Below are 18,035 nucleotides of genomic sequence, written 5' to 3' on the forward strand. Positions count from 1 at the left end.
CCCGACCCGCACCGCGCACGGCCCACCCCCACCAGGAGGACTGATGACCGACACCACCAGCAGCTCGACCGACGCCACCCTGAGCCATGCCGGCCACGAGCTGTCCCTCCCCGTCGTGCCCGCGGCAGAGGGCAACAACGGCCTCGACATCAGCGCCCTGCTGAAGACCACCGGCGACGTGACCCTGGACGTCGGCTTCGTCAACACCGCGTCCTGCCAGTCCGAGATCACCTACATCGACGGCGGCGAGGGCATCCTGCGCTACCGCGGATACCCGATCGACGAGCTGGCCAAGCAGTCCACCTTCCTGGAGACGAGCTACCTGCTCATCTACGGGCACCTCCCCTCGGCCACCGAGCTGGAGGAGTTCGACGGCCGCCTGCGGCGGCACACCCTGCTCGTCGAGGACATGAAGAACTTCTTCGACGGCTTCCCCCGTGACGCGCACCCGATGTCGGTGCTCTCCTCCGGCGTGTCCGCGATGGGCACCTTCTACCAGGACAGCCTGGACCCGCACGACCCGGAGGCCGTGGAGATCTCCACGATCCGGCTCATGGCCAAGCTGCCGACGATCGCGGCCTACGCCTTCCGCAAGAGCCAGGGCCAGTCGATCCTCTACCCCAACAACGACTACAACCTCGTCGAGAACTTCCTGTGGATGACCTTCGGGCAGCCCACCGAGAAGTACGAGCTGGACCCGCTCGTGGCCCGGGCCCTGGACCAGCTGTTCATCCTGCACGCCGACCACGAGCAGAACTGCTCGACCTCCACCGTCCGGCTCGTCGGCTCTTCCGAGGCCAACCTCTTCAACTCCATCTCCGCGGGCATCCACGCCCTGTCCGGCCCGCTGCACGGCGGCGCCAACAGCGCGGTCCTGGCCATGCTCGAGCAGATCAAGGCCGACGGCGGCGACGTGGGCGAGTTCGTCCGCAAGGTCAAGGACAAGGAGGACGGGGTCAAGCTCATGGGCTTCGGCCACCGGGTCTACAAGAACTACGACCCGCGCGCGGCCATCGTCAAGGAGACCGCCCACGAGATGCTCGAGAAGGCCGGCGACAACCCGCTGCTGCAGCTGGCCGCCGAGCTGGAGCAGAAGGCCCTCGAGGACGACTACTTCGTCGAGCGCAAGCTCTACCCCAACGTCGACTTCTACACCGGTCTCATCTACGAGTCGATGGGCTTCCCCACCGACATGTTCACCGTGCTCTTCGCCATCGGCCGGCTGCCCGGCTGGATCGCGCAGTACCGCGAGATGATCAACGACCCGGCCACCAAGATCGGCCGTCCGCGCCAGGTCTACGTCGGCGAGGGCGAGCGCTCCTACGTCCCGGTGGACCAGCGCGGCTGAGCGCTCAGCCCACCTCGACGACGACGGAGCCGGCGGCTGACCCCCCGGCCTCGTCGTCGGACCAGTCGCCGGGGCGCCGGTCCCACCGGCGTCCCTCGACGGCCACCGAGCTGACGTCCTCGGCCTCGGCGTGCGTCACGGCCCAGGTGGCCGCGGCCCACGCCCGCGCCGGGTCACCGGCCTCGAGGCGCACCGTGCGCCCCTCCACCTGACCCTGCAGCCCGAGCTGGGCCAGGGCCTTGTCGGCGAAGGCCTGGGCCGACCCGGCCGCCGTGCCGTCGTGCACCCGGCACCGCAGGTCCGTCCCGGTCCCCTCCTGACCGGTGAGGATCGAGGCGAGCACGCGACCCTCCTGCTCGTGGTCGGCATACGCCTCGGGGAAGGCGCTGCGCTGCACCTCCTGCGCCACCTGGGTGACCACGCCGTCCTGCCAGCCCTCGACCTGCACCAGGGCGTCGTAGAAGGCGTTGCTGGCGTAGACCGGGTCGGTGATCTGCTCGACCGTGCCCCACCCCTGGCTCGGGCGCTGCTGGAAGAGCCCCTGGCTGTCGGCGTGGCCGTAGCGCAGGTTGCGCAGCTTGCTCTCCTGGATCGCGGTCGCCAGCGCGATGGTCGCGGCGCGCGGCGGCAGTCCCCGCTGCACGGAGACCGCGGCGATGGTGCCGGCGTTGGCCGCCTGCTCCGGCGTCAGCCGGACCTCCTCGCCCGCCGCGGTGAAGACGCAGCGCGATGGGGAGAACTCGGCGGCGACCCAGCGGGTCCCGAGCACGGCCCCGGTCGCGGTGAGGCCGACCACGAGGACGGGGACCAGCAGACGGGCGGTGCGGGAGCGGGTCACCGGCACGAGTCTAAGGAGCCGCCGACGCGGGTGACGACTGGCGTAGGGTCGTGGTGTGACACGACGCAGTGACTACCACCAGGGGCCGGTGACGCTGCGGGGGACGCAGGTGCCGCGCACGACCACCGACCAACGGCTGCTCGACGGCACCGGGCCCACCGACTGGGTGCACTCCGACCCCTGGCGGGTCATGCGGATCCAGGCCGAGTTCGTCGAGGGCTTCGGCGCGCTCGCCGAGCTCGGTCCGGCGGTCGCCGTCTTCGGCTCGGCGCGGACCAGGCCCGACCACCCCCACTACGCGCTCGGGGTGCAGGTGGGCGCGGCGCTGGCCGAGGCCGGGTATGCCGTCATCACCGGCGGTGGTCCCGGGGTCATGGAGGCGGCCAACAAGGGCGCCTCCGAGGCCGGGGGCACCTCGGTGGGGCTGGGGATCGAGCTGCCCTTCGAGACCGGGTTGAACGACCACGTCGACCTCGGGATCGACTTCCGCTACTTCTTCGTGCGCAAGACGATGTTCGTCAAGTACTCCGAGGGCTTCGTCGTGCTCCCCGGAGGGGTGGGCACGCTGGACGAGCTCTTCGAGGCGGTCACCCTCATCCAGACCGGCAAGGTCACCAACTTCCCCATCGTGCTCGTCGGCCGGACCTACTGGGAGCCGTTGCTGGACTGGCTCGAGCGGACCCTCCTGGCCGAGGGCATGGTCTCCCCGGGCGACCTCGACCTCCTGCGGGTGACCGACGACGTCGAGGAGGTGGTGCGGTGGGTCACCAGCCACCGTCACGAGGGCGAGCCGCCGGAGCAACGGGACGTCTGAGCACGCCCGGGGCGGGTTCTTCCGCAGGGGCACCGACATGCCATGATCGGTGCCGTGATCATCGTCGGGGTCGTCGCCGGGGTGGTCGCCCTCGGTGCCGTGCTGGCGTGGGCGATCTCCCGACGGGACGTGCCCGGCACGCCCGAGGCGGTGGGCACCCAGTCGGCGCGCGGCCTCGATCCCGGCCCGGTCCGCCCCGGCGACGTCCGGGCGCTGCGCTTCGACCTGGCCCTGCGCGGCTACCGCATGGAGCAGGTCGACGAGGCGGTCGAGCGGCTGGGCGCCGAGCTGGCCGAGCGGGACGCCGAGATCGCCCGGCTCCGGGGCGAGGAGGACCACCGGGGCGCCGGTGACGCGGGCAGGGGGAGCGATGCAGCACGAGAACGACACTGACCTCTTCGTCGGCCCGGACGGGGTCACCCGGTGCGGGTGGCCCGGCATCAACCACGCCGACTACCGCGATTACCACGACCGCGAGTGGGGCAAGCCGGTCCACGGGGAGACGGCGCTGCTAGAGCGGCTGTGCCTCGAGGGCTTCCAGAGCGGGCTGTCGTGGCTGGTCATCCTGCGCAAGCGACCGGCCTTCCGCAGCGCCTTCGCCGGCTTCGACCCGGAGGTCGTGGCGCGTTTCACCGAGGACGACGTCGAGCGCCTGCTGCAGGACGAGGGGATCGTCCGCAACCGTCGCAAGATCGAGGCCACGATCGCCAACGCCCGGGCCACTCTCGAGCTGCGCGAGCACGGGGGCCTGGAGGAGCTGCTCTGGACGCACGCCCCCGACCCCACGCCGCGCCCCCGCAGCTTCGCCGACGTCCCGACCCAGACGCCCGAGTCCGAGATCCTCGCCAAGAGGCTGCGCAAGGCCGGCTTCGAGCACGTCGGGCCGACGACCCTCTACGCCGCCATGCAGGCCTGCGGGCTGGTCGACGACCACCTGGCCGGCTGCTTCCGGGCCGGCTCGTCCCGCTCCGGGGCGCGGCTGACGGAGATGCGCCGCACCTCATGACCACGGCGCTCGCCGGGCGGGGCCGCTCCGGTGCCCGCACCCTCGACCTGCGCTTCGTCGGTGCCGTCCTGCTGCTCTGGACCCTGCTGCGCGCCGTCAGCGGGCTGATCCTGTGGCAGCTGGCGACGCACCACCAGGACCCGTCGGTCTACGACGACCCCGGGGTCGCCCGGTACTTCCAGTTCGCCACCCTGTGGGACGGCCAGTGGTACGAGCGCATCGCGACGCACGGCTACCCGGACGAAGTCCCGGTCGGTGCGGACGGCCAGGTGCAGCAGAACCCCTGGGCCTTCTACCCGATCTTCCCGCTGCTCGCCCGCGGGGTCATGGCGATGACCGGCTGGCCGTTCGCCGTCGCCGGACCGGTCCTCGCCACCGTCCTGGGGTATGCCGCCGCCCTCGTCGTCGCCGGGCTGCTCCGGGAGCGGGTGGGGGCGGCCGGTGCCCTCGCCGGGGTGGCGCTGCTCGGGGCATACCCCTCCTCCCCGACCTTCCAGGTCGCCTACACCGAGTCGCTGGCGCTGCTCGTTCTGGCGGCGGCGCTGTGGCTGCTCGTGCGGGAGCGGTGGTGGGCGGCCGGGGCCGTGGCGCTGCTCACCGGGCTCGCGCGCCCGGTCGCGCTGCCGCTGGGCCTCGTGGCCCTCGTCGTCGTCGTGGCGCGGTGGCGGGAGCGGGGGAGCCGTCCGGTGAGCGCGGGGGAGTACGCCGGCATGGCCTCGGCGCTCGTGGGGTGCGGCCTCGCGGGGCTGGTGTGGCCGGCGATCGCCTGGGCGAGCACCGACCGCGCGGACGCCTACACCTCGACGATGTCGGCCTGGCGTGGCGGCGAGACCGTCCTGCCCTTCCTGCCCAGCATCGAGCGGGCGCAGTGGCTGTGGGGCGACCTCGTCGGGCTGGTCGTGCTGGCCGCCGGGATCGGGCTGCTCGTCCTCGCGGTGGTGGGGCCGTGGGCGGCCGGGCTCGGCCTGGCGCTGCGGACCTGGTGCCTGGGCTACGCGCTCTACCTCTTCGCGGCGCTGGACCCGTGGACCAGCCTCTACCGCTACCTCATGCTCCTCTTCCCGCTCTTCGTCGTGCTCGCCGGCGCCGGCTGGGAGCAGGGCAGGCCAGCACGACCGGACCGGCCGCGCTGGCTGCTGCCGGTGCGGACCGTGCTGCTGGCGGCCCTCATGATCGCCTGGCAGGTGTGGTGGGGGTGGTACCTCTTCCGGTTCGAGCCCCCCAGCGACTACCCGCCGTGATCGGTGCCCGGCGCCGACGGGTGCTCAGCGACCGCGGTAGACCGGCTTCTCCTTGGCGAGGAAGGCGTCGACCGCCGACCGGTGGTCCTCGCTGGTGCCGGTGCGGGTCATGAGCTGCTCCTCGACGGCGAGCGACTCCGCCAGGCCGTGCCCGGCCGAGAAGGCGACCGCCCGGCGCACGGCGCCGTAGGCGAGGGTCGGCCCGGCCGCCAGCTCGCCCGCGACCCGGGCCACCCGCTCGGCCAGCTCGGCGTCCGGGACCACCTCGGTCGCCAGCCCGAGCTCGAGGGCCTCCTGCGCGGGCACGGTGCGCGGGAAGAGCAGCAGCTCCTTGGCGCGGGCGGTGCCGACCAGCCGGGGCAGCGACCAGGACGTGCCAGAGTCGCAGGACAGCGCGATGCCGGTGAAGGCCAGGTTGAAGCCCGCGGACTCGGCGACGTAGCGCAGGTCGCAGGCGAAGGCGAAGGCGGCGCCCGCCCCGGCCGCCACCCCGTTGAGCGCGGCCACGACCGGCTTGTCCATCGTCGCGAGCAGCTCGACGACCGGGTTGTAGTGCTCGGCCACCGTCCGCCACAGCGCCTCGGCGTCCTGGCCCAGCAGCCCCACGTGCTCCTTGAGGTCCTGGCCCACGCAGAAGGCCCGGCCCGACCCGGTGAGCACCACGCAGCGCACCTCGGGGTCGGTCGCCACCTGCTGCAGCGCCGCGAGGAGCGCCTCCTTGGTGGCGACGTCGAGGGAGTTCATGGCCTCGGGGCGCGCCAGCGTCACGGTGGCGACCCCCGTCCCGGGGTCGTGCTCGAGGTGGACGGGGGAGGTCTGCGTGCTCATCGGGCCAACCTAACGGGTGGCCGAGGCCAGCACGTCGTCGACGTAGTGGTCGGCCGCGGGGGCGAGCGCCCGGGCGAGCTCCAGGAAGCGCGCCCGCGCGCGCTGGCCGGGCCAGTCCGGCGGCAGCACCTGCGGCGGCAGCTCGGGGTCACGGAAGAGGAAGCGGCGCCACTCGTGCACGAGGAGCGTGCGCGCGCGGTAGGACTGCTCCGGGCCGGTGCGCGCCGCCTCCTCCACGCCGGGCAGGCCGGCCTCGAAGCGGCGGTGGGCCGCCGCGAGCTCCTCGAGGTCCCAGACGCGGGAGGCGAGCACCGAGCCGTCCTGGGCCGGGTCGAGGGCACCGTGCACAGCCACCCAGCCCACCTCCAGCGGACCCAGCGAGTCCGCCAGCTCCGGGCTCGGCCGGGGGCTGACCCAGCCACCGCCGCCCAGCCTGCCGTAGCCGAGGTAGGTCAGGGTCGCGGCGACCTGCTCACGCCGCCGGCGGTCACCGCCGCTGTCCACGTGCACCATGTGCCAGCGGCCGTCCCACGGGGCGGGGGAGCCGGCGTAGATGCGGTCGTGCGCCCGGTGCCACCGGTCCCGCGCGCGGGCGCTCGCGGCATACCCCCGCAGCCCGGTGTCGGTGCGCGGCTCGAGCCAGCCCTGGGCCGCCAGCCGGGAGATCGCGGTGCGGGTCGCCGGGGCGCCCACCTCGACCGTCCCGGTGAGGGTGAGGATCGCCGAGACCGGCGCCCACCAGCCACGTCGTCGCAGGTGGTCGCCGAAGAGGTCGACGACGGCGGAGCGGGCTTGCACGCTGACAGTGTGCCCCACACGCGTCCCGCGACGGGCCGCGCGCACGGCCTTCTCGATTATGCGGGCGGCGCACGAGGGGGGATAATCGCTCGCAGGTATGGGTCCGTCGACACCGCGGCGGGCGAGCGGCACTGGGCCGCGCCACGAGGAAGGGCAACCATGGCAGCAATGAAGCCTCGCACCGGGGATGGTCCGCTGGAAGTCACCAAGGAGGGCCGTGGCATCGTCCTGCGGATGCCCCTCGAGGGCGGCGGACGCCTGGTCGTCGAGATGAACGCCGAGGAGGCAGGCGCCCTCGGTCAGGCCATCCAGGACTGCGTGGGCTGAGCACCGACCCGCACGACAGAGCCCCCGGACACGACGTGTCCGGGGGCTCTTCGTCGCGCTCAGCGCTTGACGGCGACCAGCAGCCCGTCGCCGACCGGCAGCAGGGCGGGGACCAGACCCTCCTCGTCACGCAGCGACTTGCCCAGGTCCCGCAGCACCGTCGTCGTCTCGTCCCGCGCCGCGGGGTCGGCGACCTTGTCGTGCCAGAGCATGTTGTCCAGGACGAGCAGCCCACCCGGGCGCAGCAGGCGCAGGGCGGCCTCGACGTAGACCGGGTAGCCGTCCTTGTCGGCGTCGACCAGCACGAGGTCGTAGGCGCCGTCGGTCAGCCGCCCCAGGACGGAGGCGGCCTCCCCGCTGATCACCCGGGTGCGCTGGGGCGGTATGCCGGCGGCGGCGTAGGCCTCGCGCGCCGCCCGCTGGTTGTCCGGGTCGCTGTCGATCGTCGTGAGGATGCCGTCGCGGGGCATACCCTGCAGCAGCCACAGGCCCGAGCTCCCCGCCCCGGTGCCGACCTCGACCACGTGGGTCGCGCGCACCGCGGCCGCGAGCAGGCGCAGGACGGCGCCCGCGCCGTTGCCGAGGGGGGAGGCCCCGAGCTGCTCACCGCGGCGCTGCGCCGACTCGATGACCGGGTGGGGGGCGATGAAGTCCTCGGCGTAGGCGATCGAGGAGGCCTTGGGTGCTGCCATGCGACCCAGCCTAGCGGCAGCGCAGCGCCCAGCCTGCTCCCAGCCGGGTCTGCCACCGTGGGGCCATGTCGGCGCCAGACTGGGTCCCCCCGAGCTGGGAGGAGATCGTGCGCGAGCACTCTCCCCGCGTCTACCGCCTCGCCTACCGGCTCACCGGTGACCCGCACGAGGCGGAAGACCTCACCCAGGACGTCTTCGTCCGGGTCTTCCGCTCGCTGGACTCCTTCCGCCCCGGCACCTTCGAGGGGTGGCTGCACCGGATCACGACCAACCTCTTCCTCGACAAGATGCGCCGCCGCCAGCGGATCCGCTTCGACGCGCTGACCGAGGAGCTCTCCGCCCGCCTGCCGCTGCGCGCCTCGGGCACCGACCCGGAGCAGGTCTACGCCATGACCCACCTGGACGGCGACATCCAGGAGGCGCTCAACGCGCTGCCCCCGCAGTTCCGCGCCGCGGTGGTGCTGGCCGACATCGAGGGCTACTCCTACGAGGAGGTCGCCCAGACGCTCGGCATCAAGATGGGCACCGTGCGCTCGCGCATCCACCGGGGGCGGGCGCTGCTGCGCCAGTCCCTGGCTCACCGGCGCCCGACCCGCGGCCCCAGCCAGGGCGGAGCCGCGCTCGGGCGCCCGGCCGCCGCGCTCGGCTGAGGTTCCGCTGGCACAATCGGCTGGCATGAGCGGTCGTCGCAGCCTGGCCCCCGTGGTCGTCGTCTCCGTCCTCGGCGGCCTCCTCGGAGGCATGGGGGGTTTCGTCCTCGCCGACCGGCTGGACGCCTCGGCGGAGCAGGGCACGTCCGCCCCGCCGGCGGTCGAGGACCCCGCGCAGGACGCCCCGGAGGCCAGCTCCCCGCCGCCCCCGGCGCAGGCGGACGGCACGGTGAGCGGCCTCTCGCAGGCCGTGCTTCCCAGCGTCGCGCTCATCTCCATCGGGGAGGACGGCGAGCTGGGGCTGGGCTCCGGCTTCGTCGTCCGCGAGGACGGCTACCTGCTGACCAACCACCACGTGGTCGCGGTCGCCGGTGAGGAGGACGCGATCGTCGTCGAGCTGCCCGGCGAGGACCCCATGACCGCCGAGCTCGTCGGGTCCGACCCGGCCTACGACATCGCCGTCCTGCGGGTCGACCGCACCGACCTGCGCCCCCTGGCCTTCGCCGAGGCCGACACGGTCCGGGTGGGCCAGACGGTCGTGGCCGTCGGGGCACCGCTGGGGCTGGACAGCACCGTCACCAGCGGCATCGTCTCCGCCAAGGACCGTCCGGTGGTGGCCGGTGACACCCAGGAGAGCACGAGCTACATCAGCGCCATCCAGACCGACGCCGCCATCAACCCCGGCAACTCCGGAGGTCCGCTGCTCGACCTGTCGGGGCGGGTCGTCGGGGTCAACTCGGCGATCGCGCAGGTGCCGCAAGCCGCGGGTTTCGGCGGGCCCTCGGGCAGCATCGGTCTCGGGTTCGCCGTCCCCGCCGAGCAGGCCGACCGGACCGCGACCCAGCTCATCGAGACCGGGACCAGCGAGTACCCGGTCATGGGTGTCCTCGTCGACCTCACGTATACCGGCGACGGCGCCCGGGTGCGGGAGGAGGCCGCCGGCGAGGAGCCGCCGGTCGTGCCCGGTGGTCCCGCCGACCTCGCGGGGATCCGGCCCGGTGACGTCATCCTCTCCGTCGACGGGACCGAGATCCGCGACTCCCAGCACCTCATCGTCGTGCTCCGGTCCTACGCCGTCGGCGACACGGTCGAGCTGGAGATCCGCGACGGCGACGACGGCAGCCGCACGGTGCCGGTCACGCTGGCCGGGTCGGGCGGGTAGGTAGGCTGTGCAGGCCGCTGCCCGCCGCCGCGGCGGCCCTGCGACCGGAGGAGAGGCGTGATCGGGAACCTCGCCGGGGGAGAGATCCTCCTCCTCGTCCTGGCCGCGCTCATCGTCCTCGGACCGACCCGCCTGCCCGGGTATGCCGCGAAGCTCGGCCAGGGGGTGCGCTACCTGCGCGACCTCGCCGAGGGCGCCAAGGGGCAGCTGCGCGACGAGCTCGGTCCGGGTTTCGACGACATCGACTGGCGCCAGCTCGACCCCCGGCAGTACGACCCGCGCCGCATCGTGCGCGAGGCGCTCAGCGAGCCCCCGACGCGGTCGGGCGCGCGCGAGGACGAGCCCGACGAGAAGCCGGTCTCGGCCCGGATGACGCCGGCCCTGCCGGTGCACGACCCGACGCTGCCGACACCCTTCGACGTGGACGCGACGTAGTCCGATGGCTCACCTCAGCGACTCCGTGGTGTACGAGCTCCGGCTCTTCGCCTTCTGGCTGGCCAACGGGACCCTGGGGCTCCCGGTGCTGGAGGGGGTTCCCTACCTGGAGCTCATGGGGCGCGAGCCGAGCGCCATCGAGCAGACGATGGCGATCTTCGCCAACGTGCTCGAGGTGGACGAGCGCGGCCAGGTCGTCAACGCCCGGGCCGCGCAGCAGCGCGCCGCGCAGTACCTCCGCAGCTACTGCGACCCCTCCTACGAGGTGGTCCCTCCGCTGGAGGACTGGGAGGTCGAGCTGCACGCGCCGGCGGTCTGACCGTCCGGCGGCACGACGTCCCGCGGCCCTAGGCGCGCACCGTCGGCGTGATGCCGAGCTTGCGCCCGGCCAGGCCGCGGCCCCGACGGGCGAGCTGCCGGGCGACGCCGCGCAGGGCGGTCGCCGCGGGGGAGTCCTGCTGGCCCTCGGCGGACACCACGGGCGACCCCTGGTCACCGCCCTCGCGCAGCGCGACGTCCAGCGGCACCTGGCCCAGGAGCGGCACCTGCGCGCCGATCGAGCGGGACAGCGAGTCGGCGACCGCCTGGCCGCCCCCGCTGCCGAAGAGCTCGGTGCGGCTGCCGTCCGGCAGCTCCAGCCAGGACATGTTCTCGATGACGCCGGCCAGGCGCTGGTGGGTCTGCAGCGCGATGGCGCCGGCCCGCTCGGCCACCTCCGCCGCGGCCTGCTGCGGGGTGGTCACGACGAGCAGCTCGCTGCTGGGCAGCAGCTGGGCGACGGTGATGGCGATGTCGCCGGTGCCGGGCGGCAGGTCGAGGAGCAGCACGTCCAGGTCGCCCCAGTAGACGTCGGCGAGGAACTGCTGCATGGCCCGGTGCAGCATCGGCCCGCGCCACACCACCGGCTGGTTGCCGGGGACGAACATCCCGATGGAGATGACCTTGACTCCGCTGGGCTCGGCCACCGGGGGCAGGATCATGTCGTCGACCTGCGTCGGGGCCTGCGTGACCCCCATCATCCGGGGCACCGAGAAGCCGTAGATGTCGGCGTCGACGACCCCGACCCGCAGGCCCTCGGCGGCCATGGCCACCGCCAGGTTGACGGTGACCGAGGACTTGCCGACGCCGCCCTTGCCCGAGGCGACGGCATACACCGTGGTCAGCGAGTCGGGCTGGGCGAAGGGGATCTCCCGCTCGGCCTGGCCGCCGCGCAGCTGGTCGCGCAGGGCGCCGCGCTGCTCCTCGCTCATGACGCCGAGCCGGACGTCGACCCCGGTGACGTGCTCGACCTCGCTGACGGCGGAGGTGACGTCCCGGGTGATGGTGTCCTTGAGCGGGCAGCCCGGCACCGTCAGGAGCACGGTGACCTGGACGTGACCGTCCTCGCTCGCGTCGACCGCCTCGAGCATCCCGAGCTCGGTGATCGGCTTCTTGATCTCCGGGTCGTTGACCCGGGAGAGGGCAGCGTGCAGGGCGTCGGTGCTGGGGGCGGGCATACCTCCATGGTAGGTGCCGCCGGAGGCCGCTCGGACGGGCGGTCGGGGGAGCCACGGGTGGCCGGGAGGTGGTCCGCTCAGTCGCGCGGCCTGCTGCGCTCGCTGCCCGTGCCGGTCCCGGTGTCGTCCGGCTCCGGGTCCTGCGCGCGCAGCTCCTCGAGCAGGTCCCGGAGCTCGGAGCGCACGAAGTCGCGGGTCGCGACGTCGCGCATCGCGAGCCGGAGCGCGGCCACCTCGCGGGTGAGGAACTCGGTGTCCGCCTGCGTGCGCTCGTCCCGGGAGCGGTCCTGCTCCATCTGCACCTTGTCGCGGTCGTCCTGCCGGTTCTGCGCCAGCAGGATGAGCGGGGCGGCGTAGGACGCCTGGAGGCTGAGCATGAGGGTGAGGAAGATGAAGGCGTAGGGGTCGAAGCGCGCGCCGGGGGGCAGCACCGTGTTCCACGCGATCCACACGAGGACGAAGAGGGTCATCCAGACGAGGAAGCGGGCCGTGCCCATGAACCGGGCGAAGCGCTCGGCGAAGGCGCCGAAGCTCTCCGGGTCCATGCGGGCCTGCGGCATCCACCGGCTCTGCTTGGCCAGCGGCTGGTCCAGGCGTGCGCCGCCCTTGGTCTCCTCCGAGCGCCGCGAGCCCCCGCGCGACCGGGCGGTGTGGCGGGTGGGCTCAGACATCGTCGGACTCCGTGGGGTCGCTCTCGCGCCAGTCGTCCGGGAGGATGTGGTCCAGCACGTCGTCGACGGTGACCGCGCCCAGCAGCCGGCCCTCGGGGTCGGCGACCGGCAGCGCCACGAGGTTGTAGGTCGCGAGCGCGCGGGTGATGACGCCGAGGCTGGCGGCGGGCGGCACCGGGTCGATGTCGGTGTCGAGGATGGAGCCCACGGGCTGGTGCGGCGCCTCGCGCAGCAGCCGCTGGATGTGGATGCTCCCGAGGAGCCGCCCGGTGGGGGTCTCGTGCGGGGGGCGGGTGACGTAGACCAGGGAGGCGGTCGCCGGGTGCATCTCCTCGCGCCGCACCAGGGCCAGCGCCTCGGCGATGCTCGCCTCCGGTCCGAGGATCACCGGCTCGGTGGTCATGAGGCCGCCCGCGGTGTTCTCGTCGTAGGTGAGCAGCCGGCGGATGTCGGCGGCCTCGTCCGGCTCCATGAGCGCCAGCAGCTCCTCCCGGACCTCCTCGGGCAGGTCGGAGAGCAGGTCGGTGGCGTCGTCGGGCTCCATCGCCTCGAGGATGTCCGCGGCGCGGTCGGTCGCCAGGTGGGTGAGGATCTCCAGCCGGTCGTCGTCCGGGAGCTCCTCCAGGACGTCGGCCAGCGTCTCGTCGTCGAGGGCGTCGGCCACCTCGGCGCGGCGCTTGGCGGACAGCTCGTGCACCGCCTCGGCCAAGTCCTGGGGCTTGAGGTCCTCGTAGGCCTCCAGCAGCGCGGTCGCCGCCTGCGGGGGGCCCTGCTCCTGCAGGCCGTCGACCGCCTCGATGTCGACGAGGAGGGTCTCGCCCCGGCGGCGGCGCAGCAGGCCGCGCCGCGGCGCCTCGTCCCGTCCCTTGCGGACGAAGACCTTGGTCAGCCGCCAGTCGCCGCCACGCTGCTGGTCCATGGCGATGTCCTCGACCACGGCGGGCTGGCGGACGTCCCCGTCGCTGACGGTGACCTGCCGGTCGAAGAGCTCGCCCACGACGAGGGTCTCGCCGGCGCGCTGCTCGAAGCGGCGCATGTTGACCAGGCCGGTGGTGATCACCTGGCCGGCGTCGATGGAGGTCACCCGGGTGATCGGCACGAAGACGCGGCGCCGCCCGGGCACCTCGACGGCCAGCCCGATGGCCCGGGGTCCGTGCGACGCGGCACGGCCCGACAGGGTCACCACGACGTCGCGGACGCGCCCGACCTCGTCACCCAGCGGGTCGAAGACGCTCAGCCCGTTGAGGCGGGCGACGAAGACGCGGTGGGTGCTCACCTGGGAAGAATACGACGGCGGCCCCGCACGACGGTCAGGGCCGGTAGCGGCGGCGGTGGCGGCTTGGCACAATGGTGCCGTGAGCACTCCCACCGGTTCCGCGCGCTCCTTGGGGCGCCCCACGCTGGATCTCGACTACCCCAAGAGCATCGGCGTCTACGACCGCTACGACCAGGCCCAGGAGGCCGTCGACTACCTGTCCGACCAGGAGTTCCCCGTGCAGCAGGTGCTCATCGTCGGCACCGACCTCAAGCAGGTCGAGCGGGTGACCGGACGGTTGACCACCCCGCGCGTCGCGCTCGGCGGTGCCCTGTCCGGCGTCTGGCTCGGGCTCTTCGTCGGCCTCATCTTCGCCCTCTTCGCCGAGGCGGGCGACGCGCTGCTGACGATCGGCTGGACCGCCCTCTTCGGGGCGGTCTTCGGCCTGGTCTGGGGGCTCATCGGGTATGCCTTCACCCGCGGCCGGCGCGACTTCACCTCCGTCACGCAGGTCGTCGCGACCCGCTACGAGGTGCTCACCGAGCACAAGCTGGTGGAGCAGGCCCGCGACCTGCTGGACTCCCGGGGCGTCTGAGCCCGACCGCCGTCGCCGGCGTCGGCGCCGTCAGCCGCGGCGTCCGCCGGCGCGGACCCAGGCCTCGACCTCGTCAGCGGTCCGGGGCAGCATGGCCGACAGGTTGCGCGACCCGTCCGCGGTGACGACCACGTCGTCCTCGATGCGCACGCCGATCCCGCGCAGCTCCTCGGGGACGAGCAGGTCGTCGGCCTTGAAGTAGAGGCCGGGCTCGACGGTGAGGACCATGCCCTCGCGCAGCTCGCCCTCGACGTAGTCCTCGCGCAGGGCCTGCGCGCAGTCGTGCACGTCGATCCCGAGGTGGTGGCTCGTGCCGTGCACCATCCACCGGCGGTGGAACTGCCCCTCCTTCGCGTCCAGCGTCTGCTCCAGGGTCACGTCGTCGGGCAGCAGCCCCCAGTCGAGCAGGTGCCGCGCGATGACCTCGATGGCCGCGGCGTGCACGTCCTGGAAGCGGTTGCCGGGACGCACCGCCGCCAGGCCCGCCTCCTGCGCCTCCAGGACGGCGTCGTAGACGCGTCGCTGCGGCTCGGTGAAGGTCCCGGAGACCGGGACGGTGCGGGTGACGTCGGCGGTGTAGAGCGCGTCGGTCTCGACGCCCGCGTCGAGCAGCAGCAGCTGCCCGTCCGCCACGTCGCCGGTGTTGCGGATCCAGTGCAGCGTCGTGGCGTGGTCGCCCGCGGCGCAGATCGAGTCGTAGCCCACGCCGTTGCCGGCGTGCCGGGCGTGCAGCCCGAAGACGCCCTCGACCCAGCGCTCGCCGCGACCGCGCCGCACCGCCTCCGGCAGGTGCTCCACGACGGCGTCGAAGGCGGTGGCGGTGGCGTCCACCGCCTCCTGCATCTGCGCCACCTCCCAGTCGTCCTTGACCATGCGCTGGGTGGACAGGGTCCGGGCCAGCTCCAGGTCCGCCTCCGTGCTCGCGTCGACCTGCGCCTGCGAGCCCAGCCCGCCCTGCGCACGGGCCTCGTCGACCTGCTGGGCCACCTCGCGGTCGGCGTCGCGGACCACACGGACGGCCAGCCCCGACGGGCCGACGTCCTTGGCGAGGGCGTCCGGGAGCTCGGAGAGGTGACGGGTGGGCATACCCAGCTCGGCGGCGGCCGAGGCCAGCGTCGGGCGGGAGCCGACCCAGAACTCGCCGGAGCGGGAGTCGGCGAAGAAGTCCTCGCTGTCCCGGTCCGCCAGCGGCACGAAGTAGAGGCACGCCTCGTGCCCCTCGCCGTCGGCGACCGGCTCGAGGACGAGGACCGCGTCCGGCTCGCGGTCGGCGCCGAGGCCGGTCAGGTGGGCGAAGGCGCTGTGCGGGCGGAAGACGTAGTCGGTGTCGTTGCTGCGGATCTTGAGCCCGCCGGCCGGCACGACGAGCCGTTCCCCGGGGTAGGCCGCCGACAACGTCTCGCGGCGGGCCGCGGCATACCGGGCCGCCTCGGTGAGCTCCGGCAGCTCGCTGGAGCGGGGCGCCCAGCCCTCCCGCATGAAGGCCATGAAGGCCTCGCCGGTCGGACGGTTGCGGTGCTCTGCCTTGTGCTGTTTCTCACTCATCCCGGCCATCGTAGGCGGTGTCCAGCCACCACCGAGCGAACGGTCAGCCGTCGGCCCTAGGCTTTGCCTCGATGAGCGAGCAGTCCCCCTTCACCAGCATGCCCGGCACCGTCACCGGACCCCAGCGCATCGGGCGCCCCCAGCTGATCCCGGCCTCCCGCCTGGGCCGCCAGCTCAAGCACCAGGCGGTGCGCGTGGTGCGCTCGAGCTCCCCGCCGACCACCGCGCTCGGCACCTCGACCGCCGCGGACGAGGCCACCCAGCGGCACGCGCGCGCCGTCTGCGACCTGGCCCTGCGGGTCGGGGAGGCGCTGCTGTCCACCGGGGCCTCGGCGGCCGACTGCGTCGCGACGGTGCTGCGGCTGGGGCAGGCCTACGGCATCACCTCGATGCACATCGACATCACCTACACCTCGATCGCCGTCTCGGTGCACCGCGGCGTGGACGAGGACTCCCTCACCGTCATGCGGGTCATCCCGGACCGCTCACCGGACTACACCCGGATGGAGGCGGTGCAGCGCCACATCGACGACATCGAGCGCTCCGCCGAGGAGGCCCAGGCGGGCATCGGGACGGTGATGGACGTCGACGTGGCCCGGACCACGCTGGTGTCCCTGCTCTCCTCTCCGCACCCCTACCGTCGCTGGGTGGTGACCGCCGGTGCCGCGATCATGTCCGTGGGCGTGGTCATGCTCTACGGCGCCGGGCCGTTCATGTGGATGGTGGCGGCCTTCTCGGCCGCGCTGGTCGACCGGGTGCAGCGGCTGCTGTACATCTGGGGGATCGCCGCCTTCTTCACCCAGGTCCTCAGCGCCGCGATCCCGGCGGGGATCGGGCTGGTCATGTATGCCATCGGCCGGGAGACGCCGTCGGTCGTCGTCATCTCCGGCATCGTCGTGCTCCTCGCCGGGCTGAGCGTGCTCGGTGCCGCGCAGGACGCCATCGACGGCTACTACGTCACGGCCGGCGCCCGGGGTCTCGAGGTGATGATGATGACCCTGGGCATCGCCGTGGGCGTGGCGCTCGTGCTCGGCATCGCGCGCCGCTTCGGGGTCTCGATGGAGGCCGCCCCCTTCGTCGCTCTCGGAGGGACACCGTTCATCTCGACCATCGGCGCGGCGCTCATCGCGCTCGGGTTCTGCCTGAGCACCTACTCCGGCGTCCGGGTCATCGGGCTGAGCATCGTCATCGCCTCGGGCGCCTGGCTGGTGCTGGAGGTGGCCCTCTTCCTAGGACTGGCGACCCCGGCCGCCGTCGCCGTCGCGGCCGCGGTGGTGGGCGCCCTGGCCTTCGCGTCGTTCAAGGTCTTCCGCGTGCCCGAGGACGCCATCGCCACGGCGGGGATCGTCTCGCTGCTGCCGGGCCTGGCCGTCTACCGCGCGCTCTACCTCATCATGCAGAACAACGAGGCCGTCGTGCCCGCAGCGGTCATCTACTTCGTGAGCGCCGTGGCCACCGGCCTGGGTCTGGCCGCGGGCCTGGCCATCGGCAGCTTCGCCGCCCGGCGCAAGTTCGGCCTGGACCCGGCCGCCCTGCGTGCCCGGCGGCGCTCGCGCGGCACCTACGTCGCCGACGCCTGACCGGGCGGCGGGCCGGTCTCAGTCGGTCCAGGTCCAGCTGGCGAGCAGGTCGTCGAGCACCGGTGCGGCGTCCTCGGCCTGGCTGTCGACCGCCGAGAAGGTCACGACGTAGAGCGTGCCCTCGTGCGACACCCACCGCTGGGTCTGGTGCACGGTGACGTCCTGCACGTCCCGCACGAGCGTGTAGCCGGGTGCCTGGTTGCCGTCCACCTCGGCCGGGTCGAGCAGCTCGTACTCGCCGTCCTCGCCGGCCAGCTCCTCCGCGGCCTGCTCCACCGCCGAGGTGAGGTTGCCGACGTACTCCTCCTGGGTGATGACCACGTTGGTGTAGAAGTCGTCCACCCGCTCGCCGTCCCGCCCGGCCAGGACGGCGGCGTCGGTCTGGTCCTGGGCGGTGGCCGTGGCGTCCTCCCAGGTGCCGGGCAGCGTCACCGTGAAGGCGTCGTCGCTGGCGGCGAGCTCGAGCTCCTTGGGCTCCTCCGGCGCGCTGGTGGTCGCGGCCTCCTCGGTCTGCGTCGCCTCGTCCGCCGAGGTGGTCTGCTCGGTGTCGTCCGCGCTGGGCTCCTCGCTCGCGGACGGCTCCTCGGTCGGGCTGCTCGTCGCGGGCGGCTCGGCCACCGGCTCCTCGTCGGCGCACGCGGCGAGGGAGAGCAGCGCCAGCAGGCTCGCGGCTCCGGCGGTGCGCAGGGAGGCTCGGGTCGTGGTCATGCTTCTCCTGAGAGGTCGGGCGCGGCGTGCTCGCCGCGCGTCGCGT

At 73.4% G+C, this 18,035-nt stretch carries 21 protein-coding genes; 12 read left to right on the forward strand and 9 right to left on the reverse strand.

From position 1 onward, the window contains the following. Positions 1 to 43 precede the first annotated feature (43 nt). Entirely contained in the window at positions 44 to 1,348 is a 1,305-nt protein-coding gene (locus tag SGUI_RS15290; RefSeq protein ID WP_066641690.1) for a citrate synthase, read from the forward strand. 4 nt (positions 1,349 to 1,352) lie between these two features. Here SGUI_RS15290 and SGUI_RS15295 read toward each other — a convergent pair whose 3' ends face one another. Then, positions 1,353 to 2,186, reverse strand: coding sequence for a hypothetical protein (locus SGUI_RS15295; RefSeq protein WP_066641691.1), 834 nt, complete (start codon positions 2,184 to 2,186; stop codon positions 1,353 to 1,355). Positions 2,187 to 2,241: 55 nt separating this feature from the next. Between SGUI_RS15295 and SGUI_RS15300 the strand changes: the two genes are divergently transcribed. Genes SGUI_RS15300 through SGUI_RS15315 form a run of 4 tightly spaced genes read left to right on the forward strand, consistent with a single transcriptional unit; the run spans position 2,242 to position 5,247 of the window. Next, positions 2,242 to 3,000: an LOG family protein gene (locus SGUI_RS15300; RefSeq protein WP_066641692.1), complete on the forward strand. Its 759-nt coding sequence runs from the start codon at positions 2,242 to 2,244 to the stop codon at positions 2,998 to 3,000. A gap of 42 nt (positions 3,001 to 3,042) precedes the next feature. After that, complete coding sequence (locus SGUI_RS15305) at positions 3,043 to 3,393, forward strand: DivIVA domain-containing protein (protein ID WP_066641693.1); 351 nt, start codon at positions 3,043 to 3,045, stop codon at positions 3,391 to 3,393. Then, positions 3,371 to 4,006, forward strand: coding sequence for a DNA-3-methyladenine glycosylase I (locus SGUI_RS15310; RefSeq protein ID WP_066641694.1), 636 nt, complete (start codon positions 3,371 to 3,373; stop codon positions 4,004 to 4,006). The genes SGUI_RS15305 and SGUI_RS15310 overlap by 23 nt, the downstream gene beginning before the upstream one ends. Next, positions 4,003 to 5,247, forward strand: a complete 1,245-nt coding sequence (locus SGUI_RS15315) for a hypothetical protein (protein ID WP_066641696.1) — start codon at positions 4,003 to 4,005, stop codon at positions 5,245 to 5,247. Before SGUI_RS15310 ends, SGUI_RS15315 begins: the two co-directional genes overlap by 4 nt. A gap of 24 nt (positions 5,248 to 5,271) precedes the next feature. Here SGUI_RS15315 and SGUI_RS15320 read toward each other — a convergent pair whose 3' ends face one another. Then, positions 5,272 to 6,075: an enoyl-CoA hydratase/isomerase family protein gene (locus SGUI_RS15320; RefSeq protein ID WP_066641698.1), complete on the reverse strand. Its 804-nt coding sequence runs from the start codon at positions 6,073 to 6,075 to the stop codon at positions 5,272 to 5,274. A 9-nt stretch (positions 6,076 to 6,084) separates the two neighbouring features. Then, a complete protein-coding gene (locus tag SGUI_RS15325) occupies positions 6,085 to 6,873 on the reverse strand; it encodes a PaaX family transcriptional regulator (RefSeq protein ID WP_066643517.1) in 789 nt (262 codons plus the stop codon). 159 nt (positions 6,874 to 7,032) lie between these two features. On the opposite strand from SGUI_RS15325, the gene SGUI_RS15330 reads away from it, so the two are divergent. Further along, a complete protein-coding gene (locus SGUI_RS15330) occupies positions 7,033 to 7,200 on the forward strand; it encodes a DUF3117 domain-containing protein (protein WP_022925064.1) in 168 nt (55 codons plus the stop codon). Positions 7,201 to 7,259: 59 nt separating this feature from the next. Here SGUI_RS15330 and SGUI_RS15335 read toward each other — a convergent pair whose 3' ends face one another. After that, positions 7,260 to 7,892: an O-methyltransferase gene (locus SGUI_RS15335; protein ID WP_066641700.1), complete on the reverse strand. Its 633-nt coding sequence runs from the start codon at positions 7,890 to 7,892 to the stop codon at positions 7,260 to 7,262. 65 nt (positions 7,893 to 7,957) lie between these two features. Between SGUI_RS15335 and sigE the strand changes: the two genes are divergently transcribed. From sigE to SGUI_RS15355, 4 genes are read left to right on the forward strand one after another with little or no spacing between them, the layout of a single operon-like run. Continuing rightward, complete coding sequence (sigE, locus tag SGUI_RS15340; RefSeq protein WP_066641702.1) at positions 7,958 to 8,542, forward strand: RNA polymerase sigma factor SigE; 585 nt, start codon at positions 7,958 to 7,960, stop codon at positions 8,540 to 8,542. A gap of 25 nt (positions 8,543 to 8,567) precedes the next feature. Beyond that, the gene (locus tag SGUI_RS15345; RefSeq protein WP_066641703.1) at positions 8,568 to 9,704 is read left to right on the forward strand and encodes a S1C family serine protease; all 1,137 of its coding nucleotides are present in this window, start codon (positions 8,568 to 8,570) and stop codon (positions 9,702 to 9,704) included. Between the two features lie 57 nt (positions 9,705 to 9,761). After that, on the forward strand, positions 9,762 to 10,139 hold the full coding sequence (locus tag SGUI_RS15350) for a twin-arginine translocase TatA/TatE family subunit (protein WP_083190730.1): 378 nt from the start codon (positions 9,762 to 9,764) through the stop codon (positions 10,137 to 10,139). Between the two features lie 4 nt (positions 10,140 to 10,143). Beyond that, positions 10,144 to 10,458 carry a DUF7677 family protein gene (locus tag SGUI_RS15355; RefSeq protein WP_066641704.1) on the forward strand — a complete coding sequence of 105 codons (315 nt, stop codon included), beginning with the start codon at positions 10,144 to 10,146 and terminating at the stop codon, positions 10,456 to 10,458. A gap of 28 nt (positions 10,459 to 10,486) precedes the next feature. Here the strand turns inward: SGUI_RS15355 and SGUI_RS15360 are convergent, their stop codons facing one another. The 3 genes from SGUI_RS15360 to SGUI_RS15370 all read right to left on the reverse strand — a co-directional run bounded on the left by SGUI_RS15360 (position 10,487) and on the right by SGUI_RS15370 (position 13,582). Next, the gene (locus SGUI_RS15360; RefSeq protein WP_066641705.1) at positions 10,487 to 11,635 is read right to left on the reverse strand and encodes an Mrp/NBP35 family ATP-binding protein; all 1,149 of its coding nucleotides are present in this window, start codon (positions 11,633 to 11,635) and stop codon (positions 10,487 to 10,489) included. Positions 11,636 to 11,712: 77 nt separating this feature from the next. Next, positions 11,713 to 12,306 carry a DUF1003 domain-containing protein gene (locus SGUI_RS15365; protein WP_066641715.1) on the reverse strand — a complete coding sequence of 198 codons (594 nt, stop codon included), beginning with the start codon at positions 12,304 to 12,306 and terminating at the stop codon, positions 11,713 to 11,715. Further along, positions 12,299 to 13,582, reverse strand: a complete 1,284-nt coding sequence (locus tag SGUI_RS15370; RefSeq protein WP_066641717.1) for a magnesium transporter MgtE N-terminal domain-containing protein — start codon at positions 13,580 to 13,582, stop codon at positions 12,299 to 12,301. The genes SGUI_RS15365 and SGUI_RS15370 overlap by 8 nt, the downstream gene beginning before the upstream one ends. 79 nt (positions 13,583 to 13,661) lie before the next feature. On the opposite strand from SGUI_RS15370, the gene SGUI_RS15375 reads away from it, so the two are divergent. Further along, positions 13,662 to 14,156: a YflT domain-containing protein gene (locus tag SGUI_RS15375; protein WP_066641718.1), complete on the forward strand. Its 495-nt coding sequence runs from the start codon at positions 13,662 to 13,664 to the stop codon at positions 14,154 to 14,156. 30 nt (positions 14,157 to 14,186) lie between these two features. Here the strand turns inward: SGUI_RS15375 and SGUI_RS15380 are convergent, their stop codons facing one another. After that, positions 14,187 to 15,701: an aminopeptidase P family protein gene (locus SGUI_RS15380; RefSeq protein WP_066643523.1), complete on the reverse strand. Its 1,515-nt coding sequence runs from the start codon at positions 15,699 to 15,701 to the stop codon at positions 14,187 to 14,189. 71 nt (positions 15,702 to 15,772) lie between these two features. Between SGUI_RS15380 and SGUI_RS15385 the strand changes: the two genes are divergently transcribed. After that, positions 15,773 to 17,281: a threonine/serine exporter family protein gene (locus SGUI_RS15385; protein WP_083190732.1), complete on the forward strand. Its 1,509-nt coding sequence runs from the start codon at positions 15,773 to 15,775 to the stop codon at positions 17,279 to 17,281. 18 nt (positions 17,282 to 17,299) lie between these two features. Here SGUI_RS15385 and SGUI_RS15390 read toward each other — a convergent pair whose 3' ends face one another. Further along, a complete protein-coding gene (locus SGUI_RS15390) occupies positions 17,300 to 17,989 on the reverse strand; it encodes a hypothetical protein (protein ID WP_066641720.1) in 690 nt (229 codons plus the stop codon). Between the last annotated feature and the right edge of the window lie 46 nt (positions 17,990 to 18,035).

It is taken from the genome of Serinicoccus hydrothermalis, assembly GCF_001685415.1.
GTDB lineage: Bacteria > Actinomycetota > Actinomycetes > Actinomycetales > Dermatophilaceae > Ornithinicoccus > Ornithinicoccus hydrothermalis.